The organism is Lysinibacillus sp. NPDC093216, assembly GCF_050280325.1.
In the GTDB taxonomy this organism is placed as follows: domain Bacteria; phylum Bacillota; class Bacilli; order Bacillales_A; family Planococcaceae; genus Lysinibacillus.
Map to the genome: position 1 here is coordinate 16,705 of NZ_JBNNVB010000012.1, position 24,161 is coordinate 40,865.

Genomic DNA, 24,161 nt, shown 5'->3' on the forward strand with positions numbered 1-24,161 from the left:
CTTGTTCGTTAATTAAAAATTAGTTTTCTTTTACAGTAACTAAGTGAGCTACTACATCAATCATACCGCGAGTTGCTGCATTGTCAGCTTTCTCAACAGTTTGGTTTAATTTACGTAAACCTAGAGCTTCTACAGTTTTACGTTGTGCTGGTTTAGAACCAATCACAGATTTTGTAAGGGTGATTTCTAATTTGTTAGCCATTATCTTTCCCCCCTTATCCTAATATTTCTTCCACTGATTTACCACGTAATTTAGCTACGTCCTCTACGCGTTTTAATTCAGTTAAACCTTGAATAGTTGCACGCACCATATTGATTGGTGTGTTAGTTCCAAGTGATTTTGAAAGAATATCAGTAATACCAGCAAGTTCTAGTACGGCACGTACTGGACCACCAGCGATAACTCCTGTACCAGGAGCAGCAGGTTTAATTAGGATTTCTCCTGCACCAAAGCGACCTTGCACTAAGTGTGGAGTTGTTCCACCTACGCGTGGCACTTCGATTAAGTTTTTCTTCGCATCTTCAACAGCTTTACGGATAGCATCTGGCACCTCTTGAGCTTTACCAGTACCGAAACCAACGTGACCGTTTTTATCGCCAACTACAACTAATGCTGTGAAGCGGAAGCGACGTCCACCTTTAACAACTTTAGCAACACGGTTAATAGTAACTACGCGTTCTTCAAGTTCTCCAAGTTTGTTTGCGTCAATTCGACTCATGAAATGTGTCCCTCCTTTTTATTAAAATTGTAAACCGTTCTCACGTGCAGCTTCAGCTAAAGCTTTTACACGTCCATGATATAAGTAACCACCACGGTCAAATACTACAGCAGTAATATTTTTTTCCGTAGCGCGTTTTGCGATTGTTTCACCGACTTTAGTTGCAGCATCAACATTGCTACCAGCACTTTCAAAACCATTTTCTTGAGAAGATGCGCTAACGATTGTTACGCCTGCTACGTCATCGATAAGTTGAGCGTAGATGTTCTTGTTAGAACGGAATACGTTTAAGCGTGGACGCTCAGCAGTACCCGAAATTTTAGAACGTACGCGTGCATGACGTTTTTTACGAACCTGATTTTTATCTTGTTTCGTAATCACAAGGGTCACTCCTTTCTAATGCTTAAGCAGCATTATTTACCTGTTTTACCTTCTTTACGACGAACGTATTCGCCTTCATAACGGATCCCTTTACCTTTGTAAGGCTCTGGTGGACGCACGTCACGGATGTTAGATGCAAGAGCACCAACACGTTCTTTGCTGATACCTTTAACGATGATTTTAGTGTTTGAAGGAACTTCAACTTCTAGACCATCTTCAGGTGTGAACTCAACTGGATGTGAATAACCTACGTTAAGAACAAGTTTTTTACCTTGTAATTGCGCACGGTAACCAACACCGATAAGTTCTAATGATTTTTCGAAACCTGCAGAAACACCAGTAATCATGTTCGCTAATAGCGCACGAGTTGTACCGTGGTTTGTGCGGTGTTCTTTTGAGTCAGAAGGACGTGATACAGAGATTACGTTACCTTCTTGCTCAATTTTCATATCTTGGTGGAAAGAACGAACAAGTTCGCCTTTAGGACCTTTAACGGTAACTGAGTTGTCAGCTGCAACAGTAACAGTTACGTTAGCTGGTACCTCGATAATTTTTTTACCTACACGAGACATTTAGTTGCACCTCCATTCATTTATTGCTAATTACCAAACGTATGCTAGAACTTCGCCGCCAACTTGTTTAGCGCGAGCTTCTTTATCTGTTAATAAACCTTGTGAAGTTGACACTAAAGCGATACCAAGACCGTTCAGTACTTTAGGAACTTCATTTGTTTTTGCATATACTCGTAGACCAGGTTTAGAAATACGTTTTAAACCAGTGATAACGCGCTCGTTATCTTTACCGTATTTTAAGAAGATACGGATGATACCTTGTTTGTTGTCTTCCACGTATTCTACGTCACGTACGAAACCTTCACGCTTTAAAATTTCAGCGATTTCTTTTTTCACGTTGGAAGCTGGTACTTCTAACTTCTCGTGACGAACCATGTTCGCATTACGAATGCGAGTAAGCATATCTGCAATCGGATCAGTCATTGTCATTACATTTACCTCCTTCCCAAATTAGGGGATTACCAGCTGGCTTTTTTCACGCCAGGAATTTGTCCCTTATATGCAAGTTCTCGGAAACAAATACGGCAAAGTTTGAATTTGCGATATACAGAGTGTGGACGACCACAGCGTTCACAACGTGTATATTCTTGCACTTTAAACTTTTGCTTACGTTGTTGTTTAACGATCATAGATTTTTTAGCCACGTTTTCGCCCTCCTTGTTTAAATTACTTTTGGAACGGCATACCGAATTGTGTCAATAACTCGCGAGCTTCTTCATCAGAATTCGCTGTCGTTACGATCACGATGTCCATACCGCGTACTTTTGAAACTTTATCGTAATCGATTTCTGGGAAAATTAATTGCTCTTTAACACCTAAAGTGTAGTTACCGCGACCATCGAATGCTTTTTTAGAAACACCACGGAAGTCACGTACACGAGGTAGTGAAATTGAGATTAATTTGTCCAAGAATTCATACATACGCTCACCGCGTAATGTAACTTTTGCACCGATAGGCATACCTTCACGTAGACGGAAACCTGCAATCGATTTTTTTGCTTTAGTTACAACTGGTTTTTGACCAGTGATAATTGTTAATTCTTCTACAGCTGCGTCTAATGCTTTTGAGTTTTGAACTGCGTCACCAACACCCATGTTGATAACGATTTTCTCAACTTTCGGCAATTGCATAACTGATTTATATCCAAACTTGCTCATAAGAGCAGGAGAAACTTCATTTAAATATTTTTCTTTTAGGCGGCTCATTTGTGTACCTCCCTTCTTTTATAGAAATTAGTCGATTACTGCACCTGATTTTTTTGCAACACGAACTTTTTTACCGTTTTCGATTTTATAACCTACACGAGTCGGCTCGCCAGATTTAGGATCGATTAGCATTACGTTCGAAATGTGAATTGCAGCCTCTTGGCTTACAATACCACCTTGTGGATTCAATTGGTTAGGTTTTACGTGTTTTTTCACGATGTTCACACCTTCAACAAGAACGCGATCTTGTTTAGGGTAAGCAGCAAGAATAACGCCTTCTTTGCCTTTATCCTTACCAGTGATAACCTTAACCTTGTCACCTTTTTTTACATGCATGCTGTCGCACCTCCTTGATTGGCACTGTCATGAAATTAAAGAACTTCTGGAGCTAGAGAAACGATTTTCATGAAGTTGCTGTCACGTAATTCACGTGCAACAGGTCCGAAAATACGAGTTCCGCGTGGTGATTTATCATCACGAATAATTACACAAGCATTTTCATCAAATTTGATGTACGTACCATCTTTACGACGTACGCCTGATTTAGTACGAACGATAACAGCTTTAACAACGTCACCCTTCTTAACAACGCCACCTGGTGTTGCTTTCTTAACTGTACAAACAACGATATCACCGATGTTAGCAGTTTTACGGCCAGAGCCACCAAGGACTTTAATTGTAAGAACTTCACGTGCACCTGAGTTGTCAGCAACTTTCATACGACTTTCTTGTTGGATCACTTAGGTTACCTCCCTTCGGAAATTGGTTGTTCCGAAATAGTTATTAAATAATAACCGCTTTTTCTACAACTTCAACTAGACGGAAACGTTTAGTAGCTGATAGCGGGCGAGTTTCCATGATACGTACGATATCACCGATTTTCGCTGTGTTTAACTCATCATGAGCCTTAAACTTTTTTGAGTATTTTACACGTTTACCATAAAGCTTGTGCTTTTTGTGAGTTTCAACTAAAACAGAAATAGTTTTGTCCATTTTATCTGAAACAACGCGGCCCGTGTAAACTTTGCGTTGATTACGCTCAGTCATACTTGAAAACCTCCTTTATCAGTTATTTGCACTGATTTCTCTTTCACGAATAACAGTTTTCATACGCGCGATTGCTTTACGCACTTCACGAATACGAGCTGTGTTTTCTAATTGACCAGTCGCCAATTGGAAGCGAAGGTTGAAAAGCTCTTCTTTCAGTGATTTCACTTTCAATTCTAATTCAGAAGTGGCAAGGTCACGGATTTCATTAGCTTTCATTAGATTCACCACCAGTTTCTTGACGTTTTACGATCTTACATTTAACAGGAAGCTTATGTGATGCTAAACGAAGTGCTTCACGTGCGATCTCTTCAGATACACCAGCGATTTCGAACATTACTTTTCCTGGTTTTACTACTGCAACCCAACCTTCAGGAGAACCTTTACCAGAACCCATGCGGACTTCTAGAGGTTTTTTAGTGTAAGGTTTGTGCGGGAAGATTTTAATCCAAACTTTACCGCCACGTTTCATGTAACGAGTCATCGCGATACGTGCAGATTCGATTTGACGGTTAGTAATCCAGCTAGCTGTTTGAGCTTGTAAGCCCCATTCGCCGAAAGATACTTCTTTACCGCCTTTCGCTTCGCCACGCATGTTTCCGCGGTGTTCACGACGGTATTTTACGCGTTTAGGCAATAACATATTATTTGCCTCCTTCCACAGATTTCTTCGTAGGAAGAACTTCACCACGGTAGATCCATACTTTAACGCCTAATTTACCGTAAGTAGTGTCAGCTTCTGCGTGTGCATAGTCGATGTCAGCACGTAGAGTATGAAGTGGAACAGTTCCTTCACTATAGTGTTCAGCACGCGCGATATCAGCGCCACCTAAACGACCAGATACTTGTGTTTTAATTCCTTTTGCACCAGCACGAATTGTGCGTTGGATCGCTTGCTTTTGCGCACGACGGAATGATACACGGTTTTCTAATTGACGAGCGATGTTTTCAGCTACTAGACGAGCGTCAAGATCAGCACGTTTGATTTCGATAATGTTGATGTGTACACGTTTACCAGTTAAATCGCTAAGGTATTTACGAAGATTTTCAACTTCAGAACCACCTTTACCGATTACCATACCTGGTTTCGCAGTGTGAATTGTAATGTTTACACGGTTTGCAGCGCGTTCGATTTCTACTTTAGAAACAGAAGCGTCTTTAAGAGCCGTTTCAATATATTTACGCACTTTGATGTCTTCGTGAAGTAGAGTTGCATAGTCTTTTTCAGCGTACCATTTTGACTCCCAGTCACGAATAATACCAACGCGTAGTCCTATTGGATGTACTTTTTGACCCACGGATTAACCCTCCTTCTTCTCAGATACCACTAGCGTGATGTGGCTTGTGCGTTTGTTAATTGCGCTTGCACGTCCTTGTGCACGTGGACGGAAACGTTTTAATGTTGGACCTTCATCAACGAAAACTTCAGAAACTACTAAAGAGTTGATGTCAAGATCGTAGTTGTGTTCAGCGTTAGCAACTGCAGATTTTAATACTTTTTCAACGACTGGAGACGCCGCTTTTGGAGTATGACGTAAAATTGCAACTGCCTCACCAACTTGCTTGCCTCGGATTAAGTCTACAACTAGACGGACTTTACGAGGAGCAATGCGAACAGTACGAGCGATAGCTTTAGCTTGTGTCATTAGGATTTACCTCCTCTCAAAATTAGCGTCTTGTTTTCTTGTCGTCTGCACCGTGACCTTTGTAAGCGCGTGTCGGTGCGAACTCACCAAGTTTATGGCCTACCATATCTTCTGTTACGTATACAGGAACGTGTTTACGTCCATCATAAACAGCAATAGTTAAACCGATGAATGTCGGGAAAATTGTAGAACGGCGAGACCAAGTTTTAATAACTTGTTTTTTCTCAGAAGCCTCTTGCGCTTCCACTTTTTTCATTAAGTGGTCATCGACAAAAGGTCCTTTTTTCAAGCTGCGACCCATGTAGGAACCTCCCTCCGTGATTCCACCACGGCTCTCACATAGAACCGTAGTTTAACCACTTTATTTTTTACGACTACGGATGATGAATTTATCCGATTTGTTTTTCTTCTTGCGAGTTTTGTAACCAAGTGCTGGTTTACCCCAAGGAGTCATCGGTGATTTACGTCCGATTGGAGAACGTCCTTCACCACCGCCGTGTGGGTGATCGTTAGGGTTCATTACAGAACCACGAACTTCTGGGCGTTTACCTAACCAACGGCTACGACCTGCTTTACCGATGTGTACTAGTTCGTGTTGTTCGTTACCAACTTGACCGATTGTAGCGCGGCAAGTAGCTAACACTAAACGTACTTCACCAGATTGTAGACGAACGATTACGTATTTGTCTTCACGACCAAGTACTTGAGCAGAAGTACCTGCAGAACGTACTAATTGTCCACCTTTACCAGGTTTTAACTCGATGTTATGGATTGTAGTACCCATTGGAATGTTTGCTAATGGTAATGCGTTACCTACTTTAATATCAGCATCTGGACCAGATACGATTGTTTGACCAACCTCTAGACCTTTTGGTGCTAAGATGTAAGCTTTTGCTCCATCAGCGTAGTTGATTAATGCGATATTCGCAGAACGGTTTGGATCATATTCAATAGTAGCAACTTTAGCCGGAATGCCATCTTTTACACGTTTGAAATCGATAACACGGTATTGCTTCTTATGTCCACCGCCATGATGACGAACAGTGATTTTACCTTGGTTGTTACGACCAGCTTTGCGTTTAGTTGGTTCAAGCAATGATTTCTCAGGCTTGTTAGTTGTAATTTCCGCAAAGTCTAAAGACGTCATATTACGACGACCATTAGAGGTAGGTTTATACTTTTTAATCGCCATTGTGTTTCCCTCCTTCTTGATTGTTCAAATCATAAATCCATAAAGGATTACATTTCGAATAATTCGATTTCTTTGCTATCAGCAGTTAATTTAACAATCGCTTTACGACGTTTGTTAGTGTAACCACCGTAACGGCCTACGCGTTTGAATTTACCTTTGTAGTTAAGAACGTTTACTTTCTCAACTGTTACACCAAAGATTTCTTCTACAGCGTCTTTTACTTGAGTTTTGTTAGCGCGAGTGTCTACTTCGAAAGTATACTTTTTCTCTGCCATAAGTTCTGAAGAACGCTCAGTAATGACCGGACGTTTTAAAATATCACGTGCTTCCATTATCCAAGCACCTCCTCAACTTTTTCTACTGCAGATTTTGTGAATACAACTTTTTCATGACCTAATAGATCAAGAACGTTGATTCCATTTGCAGTTAAAACTGTTACACCAGGGATGTTACGAGCAGATAATGCTACGTTTTCATCTAGGTCAGCAGTTACGAATAAAGATTTTTTCTCTAAAGAAAGATCTTTAAGAATTTTTGTGAATTCTTTTGTTTTTGGTGCTGTTAATGTAAGAGCATCAAGAACTAAGAAGTTTTGTTCTACTACTTTAGCTGATAAAGCTGATTTAAGAGCTAAGCGGCGAACTTTTTTCGGTAATTTATAAGAGTAGCTACGTGGAGTTGGACCGAATACGATACCACCACCGCGCCATTGTGGAGAACGGATAGAACCTTGACGAGCACGACCAGTTCCTTTTTGACGCCATGGTTTACGACCACCACCAGCAACTTCAGAACGGTTTTTAACCTTGTGATTACCTTGACGAAGAGAAGCACGTTGAGCTACTACAGCGTCGAATAATACTGCTTCATTTGGCTCGATTCCAAAAATCGCATCGTTTAATTCGATTTCACCAACTGAAGCACCTGTTTGACTAAGTACAGATACTTTTGTCATTCCTGTTTCCTCCTTTCCTTAGGTGATTACTTAGCTTTAATTGCAGTTTTAACTGTAACTAGAGCTTTTTTAGAACCAGGAACATTACCTTTAACAAGTAGTAAGTTACGTTCCGCATCAACTTTCACGATTTCTAAGTTTTGGATTGTAACTACAGTGCCACCCATTTGACCAGGTAATTTCTTTTGTTTGAATACGCGGTTCGGAGCAACTGGACCCATTGAACCAGGACGACGGTGGTAACGAGAACCGTGGGCCATAGGACCACGAGATTGACCATGGCGTTTAATTACACCTTGGAAACCTTTACCTTTAGTAACACCTGTTACATCAATTACATCGCCTTCTGCGAAAATTTCTACTTTGACTTCTTGACCAACTTCGTATTCTCCAACGTTTACGTTGCGGAATTCACGGATGAAGCGCTTAGGAGCAGTGTTCGCTTTTGCTACGTGACCTTGTTCTGGTTTGTTAGAAAGCTTAACACGCTTGTCTTCAAAACCAACTTGGATAGCTTCGTAGCCGTCTGTTTCAACAGTTTTCTTTTGAAGTACTACGTTTGGAGCAGCCTCGATAACTGTTACCGGGATTAAATCGCCGTTTTCAGCGAAAACTTGTGTCATACCAATTTTTCTACCTAAGATTCCTTTAGTCATTTGTCACACCTCCTGTAAGTTTTAAAAAAGTTATATTTTTTACCATTAAAGTTTGATTTCGATATCAACGCCAGATGGTAAATCAAGTTTCATTAACGCATCAACAGTTTGTGGTGTTGGGTTAACGATATCGATCAGACGTTTATGCGTACGCATTTCGAATTGTTCACGAGAATCTTTATACTTGTGAACAGCACGAAGAATTGTGTACACAGACTTCTCAGTTGGAAGTGGAATCGGACCTGATACACTTGCACCTGAACGTTTTGCAGTTTCCACAATTTTCTCAGCAGATTGATCTAAAATACGGTGATCATACGCTTTTAAACGAATACGAATCTTTTGTTTTGCCATTATTTTCCCTCCTTCTCGCCTATTTTCTAGACATTCTCCACGAAAATTTTCCCACACACCGCCATGGCAAAGCGGCCGGGTGTGTCGGCAACCTCTCGTTTCATCGCAGTCAAAGACCAACATTCAACATTATACACAATAAAAAAAGAATAAGCAAGGCTTTTCGCTAAATTCTTTTAAATGTTGCAGATATTCTTACTACTAATATTTCTCGCTTATCTAAGCCGTTTACTAGTATATAAAATTCCCATGAACATTGCAACACATAAGGTTGTTATATCAACGTTTTCGAATATTTCTAACAATAATCAGCTGCAAGAACGTGTTCGCTAAAGCACTGGTGAACTCAATTTGTAGATGATGCACTTTATCCTAGACGAAAACGATGCACTTAATTATGCCACCATTAAGAATCTATAATTTCATAATGACAATAAAAAAAGCAGCCTCTAATAGTTAGAAACTGCTCTTTCTATTACTTATAAGAAAAACACACATGCAATCCAGCCAAATATAATAAGTGGGATGTTAATAAAAATAAATGTTGGCACACATGTATCCCAAATGTGATTATGCTGTCCATCTACATTTAAACCCGCAGTTGGTCCAAGAGTAGAATCTGAAGCAGGAGAGCCTGCATCACCTAAAGCACCTGCTGTACCTATTAGACAAATAATCGCCAAAGGACTCATTCCTAACCCTTGTGCAAGAGGAACAAATAAGGTCGCGATGATAGGTACCGTCGCAAAGGAAGATCCGATTCCCATCGTCACAATTAAACCAATGACCAACATAATTAATATAGCTAGACTCGTATTCCCTTGAAGAATGTTTATCGAACCACTAATTAAGCTATCTACATGACCGGTGGCGTTAATAACTGATGCAAAGCCATTTGCTGCGATCATGACAAAACCAATAAAGGCCATCATCTTCATTCCCTCGGAAAGAATCTCATCTGCTTCTTTCCATTTAAGTGCACCAGTGAAATACATAATCATAATGCCAGCAAAAGCACCTACAATCATCGAATCAGTATAAATTTGTGCACATAGAGAGATAATTAAAGCCACAGTCGTAGAAACAATTACAAACTTACTAACATTTACATTTAAAGACTCTGTCTCCACATCGTTATTTTGATATTGTCGAGGCTTTCGGTAAACGAAAAAGGCTACACATAACCCAATTAGCATCCCTAGAACGGGTATAGCCATTGCTACTGGTACATCACGTGAAGATGCCTCCATACCAGCCTTGGATACTTGCGTCGAAACGATGTCTTGGAATATAGCCCCGAAGCCAGCGGGAACGAAACTATATGTTCCTATTAAACCAACAGCAATTAGTGTTGCGATAATTCGTCGATCAACCTCTAGCATATTTAAAACTTTTAAAAGTGGAGGTACCAATAATGGGATAAAGGCTATATGAATTGGAATTAAATTTTGTGAGAAAATAGACATCATAAAGATCAGTAAGAAGATTAAAACCTTTACTAAACCTTTTCGATTACTTGTACCGTTTTTATTTAATATCTTTAAAATCCCTGCAATCATTAATTCAGGAATTCCTGTTTTTGAAATGGCGATAGCAAAACCACCAAGCAACCCATAGCTTAAAGCAATAGTTGCCCCTGCTCCTAATCCTTCTGTAAATGATTTTACAGTTGCTTCAATGCCCATGCCACTTGTTAGACCTCCCGCAAAGGCCCCCAACACAAGAGAAAGAACAACATTGATACGGAGCAAGCTTAATATTAACATGACAGCTACTGCCACAATTACTGCGTTCATTTCAACACTTCACTTTCGTACACTAGATTACTAATACGTTAAACTTTAACCGTCTAATAATTGAAAGTCAAGATATTTTTATGCCCCTATAATAATCTTCCTAATTTAAACGACAAAAAAACAGTATGATCTTAAATAATCATACTGCTTTTAGGTTTCTTCCTATTATAATGATTCACGAATGACTTTTTTATAATAGCCAACGGAAAGTATAGCGAAGATAGCGTATAACGCTATATAGCAGCTCATAGCAATCCACAATGGCGCAGTTAACTCTGAGCCGAATAAAAACCAGCCCGACTTTACAGCAAAGTAACTATGGAGCAGCCCTACTATTAATGGAACACCAAAATTAAAGGCTTGTTTCATATATATGCCTTTCATAATATCTTTTTCAGCGAAGCCAATCTTTCTTAATACCGTATAAGAACCTCGCTCCTCTTCAGCCTCAGACATTTGTTTAAAGTATAAAATACTACCTGTTGTCATTAAAAACGCTAAGCCTAAAAATGCTACTGTAAATATCGTTATTCCTAACGTTTCGATATTCACCTTACGCTCTTCTTCATAGGATTGTATAAAGTTTTCGCCATTTGATTGCATATATAATTTCTCTGCTAGAGCTAAATCACTTTTATTCTTTAGATTTATAGTAGTTTGATTTTGCCACATATCAGGTACATCATGAGCAGCTAACTTTTCAAACAGTGCATCTGGAACTACAAAAATTGGCCCCCCCGGCCCAGAAGTCACAGTACCACTTATAATACTTTCATCTCGAACCTCTTTAACATGAAGCGTTTCTTCCTTAGTCCCCTCTGGACCTCTTGGTGTGACAACTACATCACGATCCTTTTCAAGCGGAAACATCTCTGCCATATAACCACCATAGTTTGTTAATATAACATCATTATCCGAAACGGAAGCTTCAGGAACTAATTGTTGATAATCAGAAAGTGGAATTGTATAAATGATTCCATCTAAACCAAAAAGGGGATTATCCTCATTTTGCTGACTATCAGATAATAATTGTGTAAACGAAGCTGAAACACTCTGTAATCGGTAATCTCTTTTATCAAAAGCAATATTATTTTCTTCTAGCTTCTTTAAAAATTCCTGGCCCTTATCTTCAAGTAATACATAATCACCAGGCACTTGGCTATATACCGACGATTCTGATGAATAATACGAAATATATGCTAAAGTTGTAAGCCCAAGTGAAAAACCCGTTAAAACCGTAATAAGCGTTAAGGATTTCGCATTGCCTTTCATACGATGCATAATCGGTGTTAATGCTAATACATCACGGACAGTTAAATGTCCATTTTTCTTAAGACGAATTGAATTTATAATAAATGCTACAGAGAAACGGAAAACAAGGAATGTTCCACCAATGGTAGTTGTTAAAATAATAATCATATTAAGCGTTAAATTACCCTGAGAGTTAATATCGAAAAGCTTCGTTGATGCATAGTAGCCATATGCAATAAATACAAGTCCTAAAAAACCAATAACCATTTGTAATGGGTTGAAACGCTTTACGCGCTCATCGGCTTGCTTGGAAGCACTGAATAATGATAGTAATGATACGCGATAAATCATCCAAGCCATTTGCACAAGTACAATTACTAGCAGAATGGCAAATACTACGATAGACTGCTGTAATGCCTCTGTACTAAATGTCATCGTCACAAGCGCCTCTTTTTCGAGTACCCGCAGTAATATCATTGCAAATAAGCGCGAACTAAAGAACCCTGCAAGCATCCCTAAAACGATTGCTCCTACAAATAAGAGGATACTTTCTACCGCTAATAAGCGTACGATGAGCCCCTTTGTCATCCCTATTAGCTGATACAAGCCTATTTCCTTACTGCGACGCTTCATAAATAGATGGTTGGCATATAGGACGAAAAACAAGACAATAAAGTACAGCATATAGGTTGCCGCAGCAAATCCCGCTTTGGCGGTACCGCTCTTGTCTACTGTAGCCAACACTTCAGCATTATTTTGCAATGTCACAAAAGAAAAATATAAAGTAACACTAAAAATAAGTGCGAAAAAATATAAATAATAATGCTTCATATTTTTCTTCATACTGCGTAGTACGAGTTTACTAAGACTCATAGCCGTCACCGCCTAGCACACTTTGCGTATGCATGATCTCTTGAAAAAATGCTTGTCTCGTTTTATCTCCTTTATATAGCTCACTATAAATAAGCCCGTCCTTCAAAAATAAAACACGTGTACAAAAACTCGCTGCTACTGCATCATGCGTAACCATCATAATCGTTGCTTTTTTTGACTCATTAATACTTTGTAGATTTTTTAAAAGTGCAGTAGCTGATTTTGAATCAAGTGCGCCTGTAGGTTCATCAGCAAATACAAGCGAAGGATTTGTAATTAGTGCCCGAGCCGCTGATGTACGTTGCTTTTGACCACCTGATATTTCGTTTGGATATTTATTTAAAATCTCAGCAATACCTAATAAATGTGTAAGCTCCTTTACACGGCTCTCTGCAACAGCCTTTGGTAGCCTCCCAATAGCTAATGGTAGTAAAATATTTTCTTTCACCGTTAGTGTATCTAATAAATTATAATCTTGGAAAATGAATCCCAATTGTTCACGACGGAAATTAGCTAACGCCTTCTCCTTCATACCACGTAAGTTTTGACCATTTATTTCAATAACACCTTCAGTTGCAAAGTCAATTGAACACAGAACATTTAAGAGTGTTGTCTTCCCAGAGCCTGAAGGTCCCATAATGCCAACAAATTCACCTTGATTCACTTCTACATCAATACCCTTTAACACCTCTTGGGCTGTTGATTTTTTACCATATACTTTTTTTACTTTACGACCAATTAAAACCGCCACTTGTAAACGCCCCTTTCTATAGTTCAAGTGTACCCTGTCTATGTCGTTAATTCGTGCGTTTTACATGACAATATAAAAAGGTAGGTGACAATTTCGTCATCTACCTGTTAGTTTGACATATTCATTTTGCAATGGAAAACGCAATGTAAATATCGAGCCTTCACCAACACTGGATTGAACAGTAATACGAACACCGATTTTCTGCGCCACATTATAGGCTAAATATAAGCCCATACCTGTCGATTGCGCTGATTCTCTTCCGGCTGTCCCAGTATACGATTTATAAAAAATTCGAGGTAGATCCTCCTTACGAATGCCAACACCTGCATCTTTTATATGTAGTAGTGTTGCTCCAGTTACATCTACTTCCGTAAAAATCGATACCTCTGAGTTTGTAGGACTATATTTAATGGCATTAGACAGAATTTGTCGGATTGTAAAGGCTAACCATTTACCATCCGTCATCACTGCCTCTGTTAACTCTGCAACATCGAAACCAATACCTTTTTCAATACACCATGCCTGCATAGCTCTTATTTCCTTATAGACAACAGTTCTTAACTCGACCTCTGACATATAATTATCTTTTTCAATAGAAGCTAAACGTGTTTGGTGCAGCTGCTGATCAACTAATAAATGTAGTCTTAACCACTCAGTCTCCAATTTACGACGTAGTGTCAAATCTTCTACGTGATCCAGCATTAAATTAATTGAAGTCAAAGGTGCCTTTACTTCATGAACCCACGCTAGGAGTTCATCCGAATATTCCTGCAGCTGTACCTTCGCTTGATTTAACTCTGTGTTCTTGTCGTAAAAAACATCTTCAATTTTCGTCAGGTATGCTGTTTGAAAAGGTGATAACGACATACTATTGCTATGCACATCATCGAGTTGACTTTCCACATTTCCCAGGAAATCCTTTAGCTGCCTTACTTCTAGTATATATCGCCAAATAAGAAAGACCATAAAACTAATAAGCACACTAATATTCATATACCAAATTGATATTCCCACAAATCCAGCGTCTAAAGAAAATAAAACATTGATCATAACGATGATAAAAGCGAAAAAGCCTATCCAAGCGAGCCGTTCTCTTAAAAATAGAATTAGCATTGTCACTCACGTCCCTTGTGTTACAGCCATATAACCAAGTCCCTTTTTAGTTAAAATCGCTTCTTGTAAACCTATATCCTCTAGCTTAGTGCGTAATCGATTAACATTTACCGACAATGTATTATCATTGACAAAGCGCTCATCATCCCATAACTTTCTCATTAAATCATCTCTAGAAACTATTTGATCGGCCTTCTCCACTAAAATGCGTAAAATAAAGAGTTCATTTTTTGTTAGCGAAGCAAGGTTACCTCCATACATAATTTCACTGCGTGCATAGTCAATAACTGCACCATTAAACCGTGTGACATCCATGGATTCTTCTATATAATCATATGTACGGCGTAAAATAGCTTGTACCTTTGCTAGTAATACTTCCATATGGAAAGGCTTTTGTACAAAGTCATCCGCACCCATTTGCATTGCCATAACCATATCCATTGGGTGGTCTCGTGAAGATAAAAAGAGAATTGGCACCTTTGAGATATGACGTATTTCACGACACCAATGAAAGCCATCATAGGCTGGAAGCTGAATGTCAATCAATACAAGCTGTGGCTTTTGTTCAATAAAATCATCCATCACCTTTTGAAAATCTTTAGGACCTACAACCTGAAGCGACCATTGTGCAAAACGTGTCTGAATCATTTCGAAAATTGATGGATCGTCTTCAATCAGCAATATTTTCATCTCCATTTGCAAATTCTCCTTTCATGAAATGTTTATATGTATTAAATAAGCTCATCGTCATAACCTGAGGCTGATTTCCGTTCCGACTGGGGCGTCCGATGGTATTAGCTTTCATCTCTAGCGGTGTAAAAAAACGCTATTTGTATTTTTTCGGTATTTCACCCATTATGTAAACATAAAATAATCTAATTCAACTAAGATTACCAAATATTCTTTACATATTTTAACACAAAAAAACCAATCTGTAAGCGTCCCTACAGATTGGTTTCGTAAATTAGCTTGCGCTAAAATTATTTTTGGATAGAAGCAACTACGCCAGCGCCTACAGTACGGCCGCCCTCACGGATAGAGAATTTAGTACCTTCTTCAAGAGCGATTGGAGCGATAAGTTCTACTGTCATTTCGATGTTATCGCCAGGCATTACCATTTCAACGCCTTCTGGTAAGTTACAGATACCTGTTACGTCAGTTGTACGGAAGTAGAACTGAGGACGGTAGTTAGAGAAGAATGGAGTATGACGGCCACCCTCTTCTTTTGATAAAACATAAACTTCAGCTTTGAAGTTAGTGTGTGGAGTGATTGAGCCTGGTTTAGCTAATACTTGACCACGTTGGATTTCTTCACGAGCTACACCACGAAGTAAAGCACCGATGTTGTCACCAGCTTCAGCGTAGTCTAATAATTTACGGAACATTTCTACACCAGTTACAGTAGTAGATTTAGCTTCTTCAGTGATACCGATGATTTCAATTACGTCACCAACTTTAACTTGACCACGTTCAACACGGCCAGTTGCAACTGTACCACGACCAGTGATAGAGAATACGTCCTCTACTGGCATCATGAATGGTTTGTCAGTTTGACGTTCTGGAGTTGGGATGTAAGAATCTACAGCGTCCATTAATTCAACGATTTTTTCTTCCCATTCTGCTTCGCCTTCAAGAGCTTTAAGAGCAGAACCTTTGATTACAGGAAGATCGTCACCTGGGAAGTCATATTCAGAAAGTAGGTCACGGATTTCCATTTCTACTAATTCTAATAATTCTTCGTCGTCTACCATATCACATTTGTTCATGAATACTACTAAGTAAGGAACACCTACTTGACGAGATAAAAGGATGTGTTCACGAGTTTGTGGCATTGGGCCATCAGCAGCAGATACTACTAAGATACCGCCGTCCATTTGTGCAGCACCAGTGATCATGTTTTTAACATAGTCAGCGTGTCCTGGGCAGTCAACGTGTGCATAGTGACGAGTATCAGTTTCATATTCTACGTGAGAAGTATTGATTGTAATACCACGTTCTTTTTCTTCTGGAGCGTTATCGATATCAGCGTATGATTTAGCTTCCCCACCCATTTTTTTAGAAAGAACTGTTGCGATAGCAGCAGTTAAAGTAGTTTTACCATGGTCAACGTGTCCGATTGTACCAATGTTAGCATGCGTTTTTGAACGGTCGAATTTTTCTTTAGCCATTAGAGATTGCCTCCTCAAAATTATATGTTTTAATTTTAAAATTTATAGAATGAATGCTGATAGAGAACGGGCCCATCCTCTATCCCACAATCATAGCTTACAAATTAGTTATACTTTATGCAAGATGAAAATTCAATTATTCACCTTTATTTTTTTTGATGATTTCAGCAGCGATTGATTTTGGTACTTCTTCATAATGATCGAATGTCATTGAGAATACACCACGACCTTGCGTTGCTGAACGAAGAGTTGTTGCATAACCAAACATTTCCGCTAAAGGAACCATTGCACGAACAACTTGAGAGTTACCGCGAGCTTCCATACCCTCTACGCGTCCGCGACGAGAAGTAATGTTACCCATGATATCACCAAGGTATTCTTCTGGAATTACAACTTCTACTTTCATCATTGGTTCTAAAATAACTGCATCACATTGCTTCGAAGCTTCTTTAAGAGCCATAGATGCAGCGATTTTGAACGCCATCTCATTCGAGTCAACGTCATGGTAAGAACCGAATACTAATTTCGCTTTAATGTCGATAAGTGGGTAACCAGCTACTACACCGCGGTCAAGAGAGTCACGAAGACCAGCTTCTACTGCAGGAATGTATTCACGAGGTACTACACCACCAACGATAGCGTTTTCGAATTCAAAGCCTTTACCTTCTTCATTTGGAGAGAACTCAATCGTTACGTCTCCGTATTGTCCACGACCACCAGATTGGCGAGTGAATTTACCTTGAACTTTTGCAGAGCTACGGAATGTTTCACGGTAAGATACCATTGGAGCACCTACGTTAGCTTCTACTTTAAATTCACGGCGCATACGGTCAACTAAGATATCAAGGTGAAGCTCACCCATACCTGAGATGATTGTTTGACCAGTTTCTGTGTCAGTATGAGCACGGAAAGTTGGATCCTCTTCTTGAAGTTTTTGTAAAGCTTGACCCATTTTATCTTGGTCAGCTTTTGATTTTGGTTCTACAGAAAGAGAAATTACTGGCTCAGGGAATTCCATTGATTCAAGAATAACTAGGTTTTTCTCGTCACATAGAGTATCACCAGTAGTAGTATCTTTAAGACCTACTGCTGCTGCGATGTCCCCAGCGAATACTTTAGAAATCTCTTCACGAGAGTTTGCGTGCATTTGTAGGATACGGCCTACGCGTTCACGTTTACCTTTAGAAGAGTTTTGTACGTATGAACCTGATTCTAAAGTTCCAGAATACACACGGAAGAAAGTTAATTTACCTACGAATGGGTCAGTCATAACTTTAAATGCAAGAGCTGAGAATGGCTCCTCATCTGAAGAATGACGTTCTAATTCCTCGTCACCATCAACATCAGTACCTTTGATTGCTGGTACATCTAATGGAGATGGTAAGTAATCGATAACTGCATCTAACATTGGGCGTACGCCTTTGTGTTTGAATGCTGTACCACAGATTACTGGGTAAAATTCTACTGCGATCGTAGCACGACGGATAGCCGCTTTAAGTTCAGCAACAGAAATTTCTTCACCTTCTAAATATTTTTCCATGATTTCTTCATCAACACTTGCAACAGCATCGATTAATTTTTCACGGTATTCTTCAGCTTGTGCGCGGTGTTCTTCAGGAATTTCACCTTCAGTTACTGCTGTACCTTTTTCGTCGCCGTAGAAAGTAGCTTTCATTTCAACTAAGTCAATGATTGCTGAGAACTGATCTTCAGCTCCGATAGGTAATTGGATAGGATGAGCGTTTGCTTGTAAACGTTCGTGTAGAGTTCCTACAGAATATAGGAAATCTGCTCCTGTTTTATCCATTTTGTTAATGAACACGATACGTGGAACGCCGTAAGTTGTAGCTTGACGCCATACTGTTTCAGTTTGAGGTTCAACACCAGATTGAGCATCAAGAACTGTTACAGCACCATCAAGTACGCGTAATGAACGTTCAACTTCTACAGTGAAGTCTACGTGTCCAGGAGTATCGATGATGTTTACACGGTGGCCGTCCCATTGAGCTGTTGTTGCAGCAGAAGTGATTGTGATACCACGTTCTTGCTCTTGCTCCATCCAGTCCATTTGAGAAGCGCCTTCGTGAGTTTCACCGATTTTGTGAATCTTACCTGTGTAATAAAGGATACGCTCAGTAGTTGTTGTTTTACCAGCATCAATGTGAGCCATGATCCCAATATTACGAGTATTCTCAAGAGAGAATTCGCGTTTCATAAGGTATTTCTCCTTCCATATTGGGCTTATGCGATGTTTAGATTACCAACGGTAGTGAGCGAATGCTTTGTTCGCTTCTGCCATTTTGTGCATATCTTCACGCTTTTTAACTGATGCACCAGTGTTGTTAGAAGCATCAAGGATTTCGTTAGCTAAACGCTCTTCCATTGTTTTTTCACCACGAAGACGAGCGTAGTTAACTAGGTAACGAAGACCTAAAGTTGTACGACGTTCTGGACGTACTTCTACTGGCACTTGGTAGTTAGAACCACCAACACGGCGAGCACGAACTTCAAGAACTGGCATTACGTTGTTTAGAGCAGCTTCGAATACTTCAATTGGATTTTCACCAGAACGTTCTTTAACTAGATCGAACGCACCGTATAAAATCTTTTGAGAAGTACCTCTTTTACCATCAACCATCATTTTATTAATTAAACGAGTTACTAGTTTTGAACTATAAATTGGATCTGGTAACACGTCACGTTTGGAAACAGGACCTTTACGAGGCATGTGTTTTCCTCCTTTCGAATAATTATCGATTTATTTTATAAGAATTACCTTGTCATAGTTGCCAGGCAAATTTCCAATCTGCTAGCAAGGTTGGAAATTTGCGACTACTACTTCAAGTCCATTATTAAGCAACGCTCAATAATGTTAAATTATTTTTTTTCTTTAGGGCGTTTTGTTCCGTATTTAGAACGTGATTGTAAACGACCGTTTACACCAGCTGTATCAAGAGCACCACGTACGATATGGTAACGAACACCCGCTAAGTCTTTTACGCGTCCGCCACGGATAAGAACAACACTGTGCTCTTGTAAGTTGTGGCCTTCACCTGGGATATAAGCTGTAACCTCAATTTGGTTAGTTAAACGTACACGAGCGTATTTACGTAACGCTGAGTTTGGTTTACGAGGTGTCATTGTACCTACACGAGTACAAACACCGCGTTTTTGTGGAGATTTAACATCAGTTAAAGATTTTTTAAATGAGTTATATCCTTTGTTTAACGCTGGTGATTTTGATTTCGTGATTTTAGATTGACGAGGCTTACGTACTAATTGGTTAATTGTAGGCATCGGTATTTCCTCCCTTCATTTATTCCTTGTTAATACCACACATCCAGGTGGTTCATTTTTTGGGTAAAAACAAAGTCTTTGTGTTCAATACACAAAAACTACTCTACAGTGATCGCAACTACCGCAGCTCCAACGTGGATTCCACAGGCCTTGCCCAGTTCCTTTTTGGACTCAACAAGAATAACTGGTATACCGATTTCTCTCGCGAAAGATATGGCCGAATCGGTTACCCAATTGTCTGCATCAAGTGCCACAAAAAGTTCTTTCACTGAACCAGCTTGCATTGCTTTTACTGCTTGCTTTGTACCTATGATTGTTTGACTATCCCTTACTCTATCATAAGACATTTTCATATCCTCCGAAGTACAGACAGTTAACTATCAACCTTCAATATATTATCATTACCAATTTCGACTGTCAACTAATATCTTTAAAAAGCCCGAAGAGATGATTAAAATACATCTCTTCGGCACTTATTTTAATGATTATTCAGCAGAAATTAGGTCTTCTGTGTCAAGCTCATCTTTTTCAATACGGATTTGACGGTAACGTTGCATACCAGTACCTGCAGGAACAAGTTTACCGATAATTACGTTTTCCTTCAGACCAAGAAGTTCATCACGTTTTCCTTTAATAGCAGCATCCGTTAACACACGAGTTGTTTCTTGGAATGATGCAGCGGATAAGAATGATTCTGTTTCAAGAGACGCTTTTGTAATACCTAGGATAACAGGACGACAAGTTGCAGGGTTTTTGCCATTTAGCACAGCATCTGCATTTGCTTCTGAGAATTGGTGAATATCTAGTAATGAGCCTGGTAATAATTCTGTATCACCAGCTTCGATTACACGAACTTTACGAAGCATTTGGCGAACCATTACCTCGATATGTTTGTCTCCAATTTCTACCCCTTGCATACGGTATACTTTTTGTACTTCTTTTAACAGGTATTCTTGAACTGTTGAAACGTCTTTAACTTTTAATAATTGTTTTGGATCAATAGAACCTTCTGTTAATACTTGACCACGTTCTACAAAGTCGCCTTCTTGTACTTTTAGACGAGCATTGTAAGGTGCTGCGTATTTACGTGTTTCTACTTCACCTTCAATTGTAATCTCTTTTAGACCTTCGCGGATTTCAGTGATGTCTGAAACAGTACCCGCGATATCAGAAATAACTGATTGACCTTTAGGATTACGTGCTTCAAAAATCTCTTGGATACGTGGAAGACCTTGTGTAATATCATCCCCGGCAACCCCACCTGTATGGAATGTACGCATTGTTAATTGTGTACCTGGTTCACCGATTGATTGAGCCGCAATAATACCAACTGCTTCTCCAACTTCAACCTCTTCACCTGTTGCTAAGTTCATGCCGTAACATTTTTTACATACACCATGTTTTGTATTACATGTGAATGCTGAACGGATTGTTACTTCCTCGATACCAATCTCGATAACCGCACGTGCGATATCTTGATCGATTAAGCCATCTTTTTCTAAGATAACTTCACCTGTTTCTGGATGCATGATTGTTTTCTTCGTATGACGACCGATAATACGTTCATCTAACGCTTCAATTAACTCTGTGCCTTCCATTAACGCACCGATTGTTAAACCACGGTCAGTTCCACAGTCATCCTCACGAACGATAACATCTTGTGCTACGTCAACAAGACGACGTGTTAAGTAACCTGAATCGGCAGTTTTTAGGGCTGTATCGGCAAGACCTTTACGAGCACCGTGAGTTGAGATGAAGTACTCTAATACCGTTAAACCTTCACGGAATGAAGATTTAATTGGAAGTTCGATGATACGACCAGCCGGGTTGGCCATCAGACCACGCATACCAGCTAACTGTGTAAAGTTAGATGCGTTACCACGGGCACCTGAGTCAGACATCATAAAGATTGGGTTTGTTTTCTCAAGTGACTTCATCAGCTTTGATTGAATTTCATCTTTCGCAGCACTCCAGCTTGAGATAACGCGATCATAACGCTCCTCTTCCGTGATGAAACCACGACGGAATTGCGCTTGAACTTTATCTACTTTTTCTTGAGCTACCGCTAAAATTTCACCTTTGTCTGGTAATACGACGATGTCAGATACACCTACAGTGATACCAGCACGTGTTGAATATTTGAATCCTAAGTTCTTCATGCGGTCAAGCATTTTAGATGTTTCAGTGATGTGGAAACGTTTAAATACTTCAGCAATGATATTACCTAAGAATTTTTTGCGGAATGGGTTTACAACTGGTACTGATGCAAAGTGTTTACGCAGTACAGCTGTGCGTTGTGCATCAACTTTACCTTTTTCATCAAGCCCATTATAAGTAGCATCTGCTTCAAGTTCTTTTAACGTTTCTTCATCAATTGTTAAATTAACAAAGTATTTGTCTGGTGTTTCTTGTTCTAAGTTGAATGCAGTTGGCTCATTAATGTATGGGAATGATTTAGGCAAGATTTCGTTAAAGATTACTTTACCAACAGTCGTTAATAGGAACATATTATTTTGTTCCTCAGTAAATGTTGGGTTATTTAACGAACTTGCTTTAATCGCAATACGAGTATGCAAATGTACATGACCTGTATCATATGCAATTAATACTTCGTTTGGTCCATAGAAAGTTGTTCCTTCGCCGCGAGCTGTTTCACGCTCAAGTGTTAAGTAATAGTTACCTAATACCATATCTTGAGATGGTGTTACAACCGGTTTCCCGTCTTTCGGGTTCAGGATGTTTTGTGCAGCAAGCATTAGAAGACGAGCTTCTGCTTGTGCTTCTGCTGATAATGGTACGTGAACCGCCATTTGGTCACCATCGAAGTCAGCGTTATAAGCTGTACATACTAATGGGTGAAGACGAATAGCACGACCCTCAACTAGTGTTGGTTCAAACGCTTGAATACCAAGACGGTGAAGCGTAGGTGCACGGTTTAGTAATACTGGATGCTCACGAATTACATCTTCTAAAACGTCCCATACATCGTTGTTTAAACGCTCGATTTTACGTTTAGCAGATTTAATATTATGAGCAAGACCACGTTCTACTAACTCTTTCATTACGAAAGGCTTAAATAGCTCAATTGCCATTTCTTTCGGTAGACCGCATTGATACATTTTTAAGTTTGGACCTACTACGATAACCGAACGACCAGAGTAGTCAACACGTTTACCAAGTAAGTTTTGACGGAAACGACCTTGTTTACCTTTCAGCATATGTGAAAGTGATTTTAATGGACGGTTACCAGGACCTGTTACAGGACGACCACGACGACCGTTATCGATTAATGCATCAACAGCTTCTTGTAACATACGTTTTTCGTTTTGTACGATGATACTTGGAGCACCAAGGTCTAGTAAACGTTTTAAACGGTTATTACGGTTGATTACACGACGATATAAATCATTTAAGTCAGAAGTTGCAAAACGACCACCATCTAATTGCACCATCGGACGAAGCTCTGGCGGAATAACCGGTAATACATCTAAAATCATCCATTCAGGAGAGTTACCTGAGTTACGGAATGATTCAACAACTTCAAGACGTTTAATTGCACGTGTACGGCGTTGACCTTGTGCTGATTTTAACTCTTCTTTTAAAGAATAAGTTTCATCTTCAAGATCAATTTTGCCTAATAATTTTTTAATTGCTTCCGCACCCATAGATGCTTCGAATGTGTTGCCGAATTTTTCGCGATATGCACGGTACTCTTTTTCAGAAAGTAGTTGCTTACTTTCTAAGTTTGTAGCACCTGGTTCGATAACAACGTAAGAAGCAAAGTAAATTACTTCTTCTAGTGCACGTGGGGACATATCTAAAATAAGACCCATACGGCTAGGAATACCTTTGAAGTACCAGATATGAGATACTGGTGCTGCTAATTCGATGTGGCCCATACGTTCACGACGAACTTTGGCGCGTGTTACTTCTACTCCACAACGATCACAAACTACGCCTTTATAGCGTACACGTTTGTATTTACCACAATGACACTCCCAGTCCTTAGTTGGACCGAAAATACGCTCACAGAATAAACCATCTTTTTCTGGTTTTAAAGTACGATAGTTGATTGTTTCAGGTTTTTTGACTTCACCGTATGACCAAGAACGGATCTTGTCAGGAGAAGCTAAACCGATTTTCATATATTCAAATTCATTAACGTCTATCAAGGAGCCTACCTC

At 39.5% G+C, this 24,161-nt stretch carries 31 protein-coding genes; all 31 read right to left on the minus strand.

The window, feature by feature from the left end; genetic code table 11:
• Positions 1-19: 19 nt before the first annotated feature.
• Positions 20-202 carry a 50S ribosomal protein L30 gene (rpmD, locus tag ACQKOG_RS14325; RefSeq protein ID WP_323654726.1) on the minus strand — a complete coding sequence of 61 codons (183 nt, stop codon included), beginning with the start codon at positions 200-202 and terminating at the stop codon, positions 20-22.
• 13 nt (positions 203-215) lie between these two features.
• Positions 216-719, minus strand: coding sequence for a 30S ribosomal protein S5 (gene rpsE / locus ACQKOG_RS14330; protein ID WP_053482806.1), 504 nt, complete (start codon positions 717-719; stop codon positions 216-218).
• A gap of 21 nt (positions 720-740) precedes the next feature.
• Entirely contained in the window at positions 741-1,100 is a 360-nt protein-coding gene (gene rplR / locus ACQKOG_RS14335) for a 50S ribosomal protein L18 (RefSeq protein ID WP_323654727.1), read from the minus strand.
• Between the two features lie 32 nt (positions 1,101-1,132).
• Complete coding sequence (rplF, locus tag ACQKOG_RS14340) at positions 1,133-1,672, minus strand: 50S ribosomal protein L6 (RefSeq protein WP_323648588.1); 540 nt, start codon at positions 1,670-1,672, stop codon at positions 1,133-1,135.
• Between the two features lie 30 nt (positions 1,673-1,702).
• Positions 1,703-2,101, minus strand: coding sequence for a 30S ribosomal protein S8 (gene rpsH, locus ACQKOG_RS14345; RefSeq protein WP_008181717.1), 399 nt, complete (start codon positions 2,099-2,101; stop codon positions 1,703-1,705).
• A 29-nt stretch (positions 2,102-2,130) separates the two neighbouring features.
• Positions 2,131-2,316: a type Z 30S ribosomal protein S14 gene (locus ACQKOG_RS14350; protein ID WP_004233656.1), complete on the minus strand. Its 186-nt coding sequence runs from the start codon at positions 2,314-2,316 to the stop codon at positions 2,131-2,133.
• Between the two features lie 22 nt (positions 2,317-2,338).
• On the minus strand, positions 2,339-2,878 hold the full coding sequence (rplE, locus tag ACQKOG_RS14355) for a 50S ribosomal protein L5 (protein WP_004233654.1): 540 nt from the start codon (positions 2,876-2,878) through the stop codon (positions 2,339-2,341).
• Between the two features lie 27 nt (positions 2,879-2,905).
• Positions 2,906-3,214: a 50S ribosomal protein L24 gene (gene rplX, locus ACQKOG_RS14360; protein ID WP_049662858.1), complete on the minus strand. Its 309-nt coding sequence runs from the start codon at positions 3,212-3,214 to the stop codon at positions 2,906-2,908.
• 35 nt (positions 3,215-3,249) lie between these two features.
• Positions 3,250-3,618 carry a 50S ribosomal protein L14 gene (rplN, locus tag ACQKOG_RS14365; protein WP_004233650.1) on the minus strand — a complete coding sequence of 123 codons (369 nt, stop codon included), beginning with the start codon at positions 3,616-3,618 and terminating at the stop codon, positions 3,250-3,252.
• Positions 3,619-3,661: 43 nt separating this feature from the next.
• Positions 3,662-3,925: a 30S ribosomal protein S17 gene (rpsQ, locus tag ACQKOG_RS14370; RefSeq protein ID WP_053482810.1), complete on the minus strand. Its 264-nt coding sequence runs from the start codon at positions 3,923-3,925 to the stop codon at positions 3,662-3,664.
• Between the two features lie 18 nt (positions 3,926-3,943).
• Complete coding sequence (rpmC, locus tag ACQKOG_RS14375; RefSeq protein ID WP_049662852.1) at positions 3,944-4,144, minus strand: 50S ribosomal protein L29; 201 nt, start codon at positions 4,142-4,144, stop codon at positions 3,944-3,946.
• Entirely contained in the window at positions 4,134-4,568 is a 435-nt protein-coding gene (rplP, locus tag ACQKOG_RS14380; RefSeq protein ID WP_010860599.1) for a 50S ribosomal protein L16, read from the minus strand. The genes rpmC and rplP overlap by 11 nt, the downstream gene beginning before the upstream one ends.
• Before the next feature lies 1 nt (position 4,569).
• On the minus strand, positions 4,570-5,223 hold the full coding sequence (gene rpsC / locus ACQKOG_RS14385) for a 30S ribosomal protein S3 (RefSeq protein ID WP_049662850.1): 654 nt from the start codon (positions 5,221-5,223) through the stop codon (positions 4,570-4,572).
• Positions 5,224-5,226: 3 nt separating this feature from the next.
• On the minus strand, positions 5,227-5,571 hold the full coding sequence (rplV, locus tag ACQKOG_RS14390) for a 50S ribosomal protein L22 (protein WP_004233639.1): 345 nt from the start codon (positions 5,569-5,571) through the stop codon (positions 5,227-5,229).
• 22 nt (positions 5,572-5,593) lie between these two features.
• A complete protein-coding gene (gene rpsS, locus ACQKOG_RS14395) occupies positions 5,594-5,872 on the minus strand; it encodes a 30S ribosomal protein S19 (protein ID WP_049662848.1) in 279 nt (92 codons plus the stop codon).
• 60 nt (positions 5,873-5,932) lie between these two features.
• Positions 5,933-6,763, minus strand: a complete 831-nt coding sequence (rplB, locus tag ACQKOG_RS14400) for a 50S ribosomal protein L2 (RefSeq protein ID WP_036124661.1) — start codon at positions 6,761-6,763, stop codon at positions 5,933-5,935.
• 47 nt (positions 6,764-6,810) lie between these two features.
• Entirely contained in the window at positions 6,811-7,095 is a 285-nt protein-coding gene (gene rplW, locus ACQKOG_RS14405) for a 50S ribosomal protein L23 (RefSeq protein WP_053482811.1), read from the minus strand.
• Positions 7,095-7,718, minus strand: coding sequence for a 50S ribosomal protein L4 (rplD, locus tag ACQKOG_RS14410; protein ID WP_427447109.1), 624 nt, complete (start codon positions 7,716-7,718; stop codon positions 7,095-7,097). The genes rplW and rplD overlap by 1 nt, the downstream gene beginning before the upstream one ends.
• Before the next feature lie 26 nt (positions 7,719-7,744).
• On the minus strand, positions 7,745-8,374 hold the full coding sequence (gene rplC / locus ACQKOG_RS14415) for a 50S ribosomal protein L3 (RefSeq protein ID WP_370077722.1): 630 nt from the start codon (positions 8,372-8,374) through the stop codon (positions 7,745-7,747).
• A 45-nt stretch (positions 8,375-8,419) separates the two neighbouring features.
• Complete coding sequence (rpsJ, locus tag ACQKOG_RS14420) at positions 8,420-8,728, minus strand: 30S ribosomal protein S10 (protein ID WP_004233624.1); 309 nt, start codon at positions 8,726-8,728, stop codon at positions 8,420-8,422.
• Between the two features lie 479 nt (positions 8,729-9,207).
• Positions 9,208-10,524: a Na+/H+ antiporter family protein gene (locus ACQKOG_RS14425; RefSeq protein WP_415731964.1), complete on the minus strand. Its 1,317-nt coding sequence runs from the start codon at positions 10,522-10,524 to the stop codon at positions 9,208-9,210.
• A 165-nt stretch (positions 10,525-10,689) separates the two neighbouring features.
• The gene (locus ACQKOG_RS14430) at positions 10,690-12,648 is read right to left on the minus strand and encodes an FtsX-like permease family protein (RefSeq protein WP_427447112.1); all 1,959 of its coding nucleotides are present in this window, start codon (positions 12,646-12,648) and stop codon (positions 10,690-10,692) included.
• A complete protein-coding gene (locus ACQKOG_RS14435; RefSeq protein WP_370077728.1) occupies positions 12,638-13,399 on the minus strand; it encodes an ABC transporter ATP-binding protein in 762 nt (253 codons plus the stop codon). Before ACQKOG_RS14435 ends, ACQKOG_RS14430 begins: the two co-directional genes overlap by 11 nt.
• 96 nt (positions 13,400-13,495) lie before the next feature.
• Positions 13,496-14,512 carry a sensor histidine kinase gene (locus tag ACQKOG_RS14440; protein ID WP_427447114.1) on the minus strand — a complete coding sequence of 339 codons (1,017 nt, stop codon included), beginning with the start codon at positions 14,510-14,512 and terminating at the stop codon, positions 13,496-13,498.
• A 6-nt stretch (positions 14,513-14,518) separates the two neighbouring features.
• On the minus strand, positions 14,519-15,202 hold the full coding sequence (locus tag ACQKOG_RS14445; protein ID WP_370077965.1) for a response regulator transcription factor: 684 nt from the start codon (positions 15,200-15,202) through the stop codon (positions 14,519-14,521).
• Between the two features lie 290 nt (positions 15,203-15,492).
• On the minus strand, positions 15,493-16,680 hold the full coding sequence (gene tuf / locus ACQKOG_RS14450; RefSeq protein WP_370077732.1) for an elongation factor Tu: 1,188 nt from the start codon (positions 16,678-16,680) through the stop codon (positions 15,493-15,495).
• A gap of 136 nt (positions 16,681-16,816) precedes the next feature.
• The gene (fusA, locus tag ACQKOG_RS14455; protein ID WP_370077734.1) at positions 16,817-18,895 is read right to left on the minus strand and encodes an elongation factor G; all 2,079 of its coding nucleotides are present in this window, start codon (positions 18,893-18,895) and stop codon (positions 16,817-16,819) included.
• A 42-nt stretch (positions 18,896-18,937) separates the two neighbouring features.
• Positions 18,938-19,408 (minus strand): 30S ribosomal protein S7, encoded by a 471-nt coding sequence (gene rpsG / locus ACQKOG_RS14460; RefSeq protein WP_100542814.1) that lies wholly within the window; start codon positions 19,406-19,408, stop codon positions 18,938-18,940.
• 149 nt (positions 19,409-19,557) lie between these two features.
• Positions 19,558-19,977, minus strand: coding sequence for a 30S ribosomal protein S12 (gene rpsL / locus ACQKOG_RS14465; RefSeq protein ID WP_010860613.1), 420 nt, complete (start codon positions 19,975-19,977; stop codon positions 19,558-19,560).
• 98 nt (positions 19,978-20,075) lie between these two features.
• The gene (locus ACQKOG_RS14470; protein WP_142509905.1) at positions 20,076-20,324 is read right to left on the minus strand and encodes a ribosomal L7Ae/L30e/S12e/Gadd45 family protein; all 249 of its coding nucleotides are present in this window, start codon (positions 20,322-20,324) and stop codon (positions 20,076-20,078) included.
• Between the two features lie 138 nt (positions 20,325-20,462).
• Complete coding sequence (gene rpoC, locus ACQKOG_RS14475; protein WP_427447117.1) at positions 20,463-24,149, minus strand: DNA-directed RNA polymerase subunit beta'; 3,687 nt, start codon at positions 24,147-24,149, stop codon at positions 20,463-20,465.
• Positions 24,150-24,161: the final 12 nt, after the last annotated feature.

Excerpts from the sequence above, each read along its gene's own strand:
- tuf (WP_370077732.1), bottom strand. The coding sequence starts at position 16,680 with ATGGCTAAAGAAAAATTCGACCGTTCAAAAACGCATGCTAACATTGGT.
- fusA (WP_370077734.1), bottom strand. The coding sequence starts at position 18,895 with ATGAAACGCGAATTCTCTCTTGAGAATACTCGTAATATTGGGATCATG.
- rpsQ (WP_053482810.1), bottom strand. The coding sequence starts at position 3,925 with ATGACTGAGCGTAATCAACGCAAAGTTTACACGGGCCGCGTTGTTTCA.
- ACQKOG_RS14430 (WP_427447112.1), bottom strand. The coding sequence starts at position 12,648 with ATGAGTCTTAGTAAACTCGTACTACGCAGTATGAAGAAAAATATGAAG.
- rplX (WP_049662858.1), bottom strand. The coding sequence starts at position 3,214 with ATGCATGTAAAAAAAGGTGACAAGGTTAAGGTTATCACTGGTAAGGAT.
- ACQKOG_RS14440 (WP_427447114.1), bottom strand. The coding sequence starts at position 14,512 with ATGCTAATTCTATTTTTAAGAGAACGGCTCGCTTGGATAGGCTTTTTC.
- rplD (WP_427447109.1), bottom strand. The coding sequence starts at position 7,718 with ATGACAAAAGTATCTGTACTTAGTCAAACAGGTGCTTCAGTTGGTGAA.
- rplF (WP_323648588.1), bottom strand. The coding sequence starts at position 1,672 with ATGTCTCGTGTAGGTAAAAAAATTATCGAGGTACCAGCTAACGTAACT.
- rplC (WP_370077722.1), bottom strand. The coding sequence starts at position 8,374 with ATGACTAAAGGAATCTTAGGTAGAAAAATTGGTATGACACAAGTTTTC.
- ACQKOG_RS14425 (WP_415731964.1), bottom strand. The coding sequence starts at position 10,524 with ATGAACGCAGTAATTGTGGCAGTAGCTGTCATGTTAATATTAAGCTTG.
- ACQKOG_RS14445 (WP_370077965.1), bottom strand. The coding sequence starts at position 15,202 with ATGAAAATATTGCTGATTGAAGACGATCCATCAATTTTCGAAATGATT.
- rplB (WP_036124661.1), bottom strand. The coding sequence starts at position 6,763 with ATGGCGATTAAAAAGTATAAACCTACCTCTAATGGTCGTCGTAATATG.
- rpsG (WP_100542814.1), bottom strand. The coding sequence starts at position 19,408 with ATGCCTCGTAAAGGTCCTGTTTCCAAACGTGACGTGTTACCAGATCCA.
- ACQKOG_RS14470 (WP_142509905.1), bottom strand. The coding sequence starts at position 20,324 with ATGTCTTATGATAGAGTAAGGGATAGTCAAACAATCATAGGTACAAAG.
- rplV (WP_004233639.1), bottom strand. The coding sequence starts at position 5,571 with ATGACACAAGCTAAAGCTATCGCTCGTACTGTTCGCATTGCTCCTCGT.
- rpsH (WP_008181717.1), bottom strand. The coding sequence starts at position 2,101 with ATGACAATGACTGATCCGATTGCAGATATGCTTACTCGCATTCGTAAT.
- rpmD (WP_323654726.1), bottom strand. The coding sequence starts at position 202 with ATGGCTAACAAATTAGAAATCACCCTTACAAAATCTGTGATTGGTTCT.
- rplP (WP_010860599.1), bottom strand. The coding sequence starts at position 4,568 with ATGTTATTGCCTAAACGCGTAAAATACCGTCGTGAACACCGCGGAAAC.
- rpmC (WP_049662852.1), bottom strand. The coding sequence starts at position 4,144 with ATGAAAGCTAATGAAATCCGTGACCTTGCCACTTCTGAATTAGAATTG.
- rplE (WP_004233654.1), bottom strand. The coding sequence starts at position 2,878 with ATGAGCCGCCTAAAAGAAAAATATTTAAATGAAGTTTCTCCTGCTCTT.
- rpsE (WP_053482806.1), bottom strand. The coding sequence starts at position 719 with ATGAGTCGAATTGACGCAAACAAACTTGGAGAACTTGAAGAACGCGTA.
- rpsL (WP_010860613.1), bottom strand. The coding sequence starts at position 19,977 with ATGCCTACAATTAACCAATTAGTACGTAAGCCTCGTCAATCTAAAATC.
- rplW (WP_053482811.1), bottom strand. The coding sequence starts at position 7,095 with ATGGAAGCACGTGATATTTTAAAACGTCCGGTCATTACTGAGCGTTCT.
- rpsS (WP_049662848.1), bottom strand. The coding sequence starts at position 5,872 with ATGGGTCGCAGCTTGAAAAAAGGACCTTTTGTCGATGACCACTTAATG.
- rpsJ (WP_004233624.1), bottom strand. The coding sequence starts at position 8,728 with ATGGCAAAACAAAAGATTCGTATTCGTTTAAAAGCGTATGATCACCGT.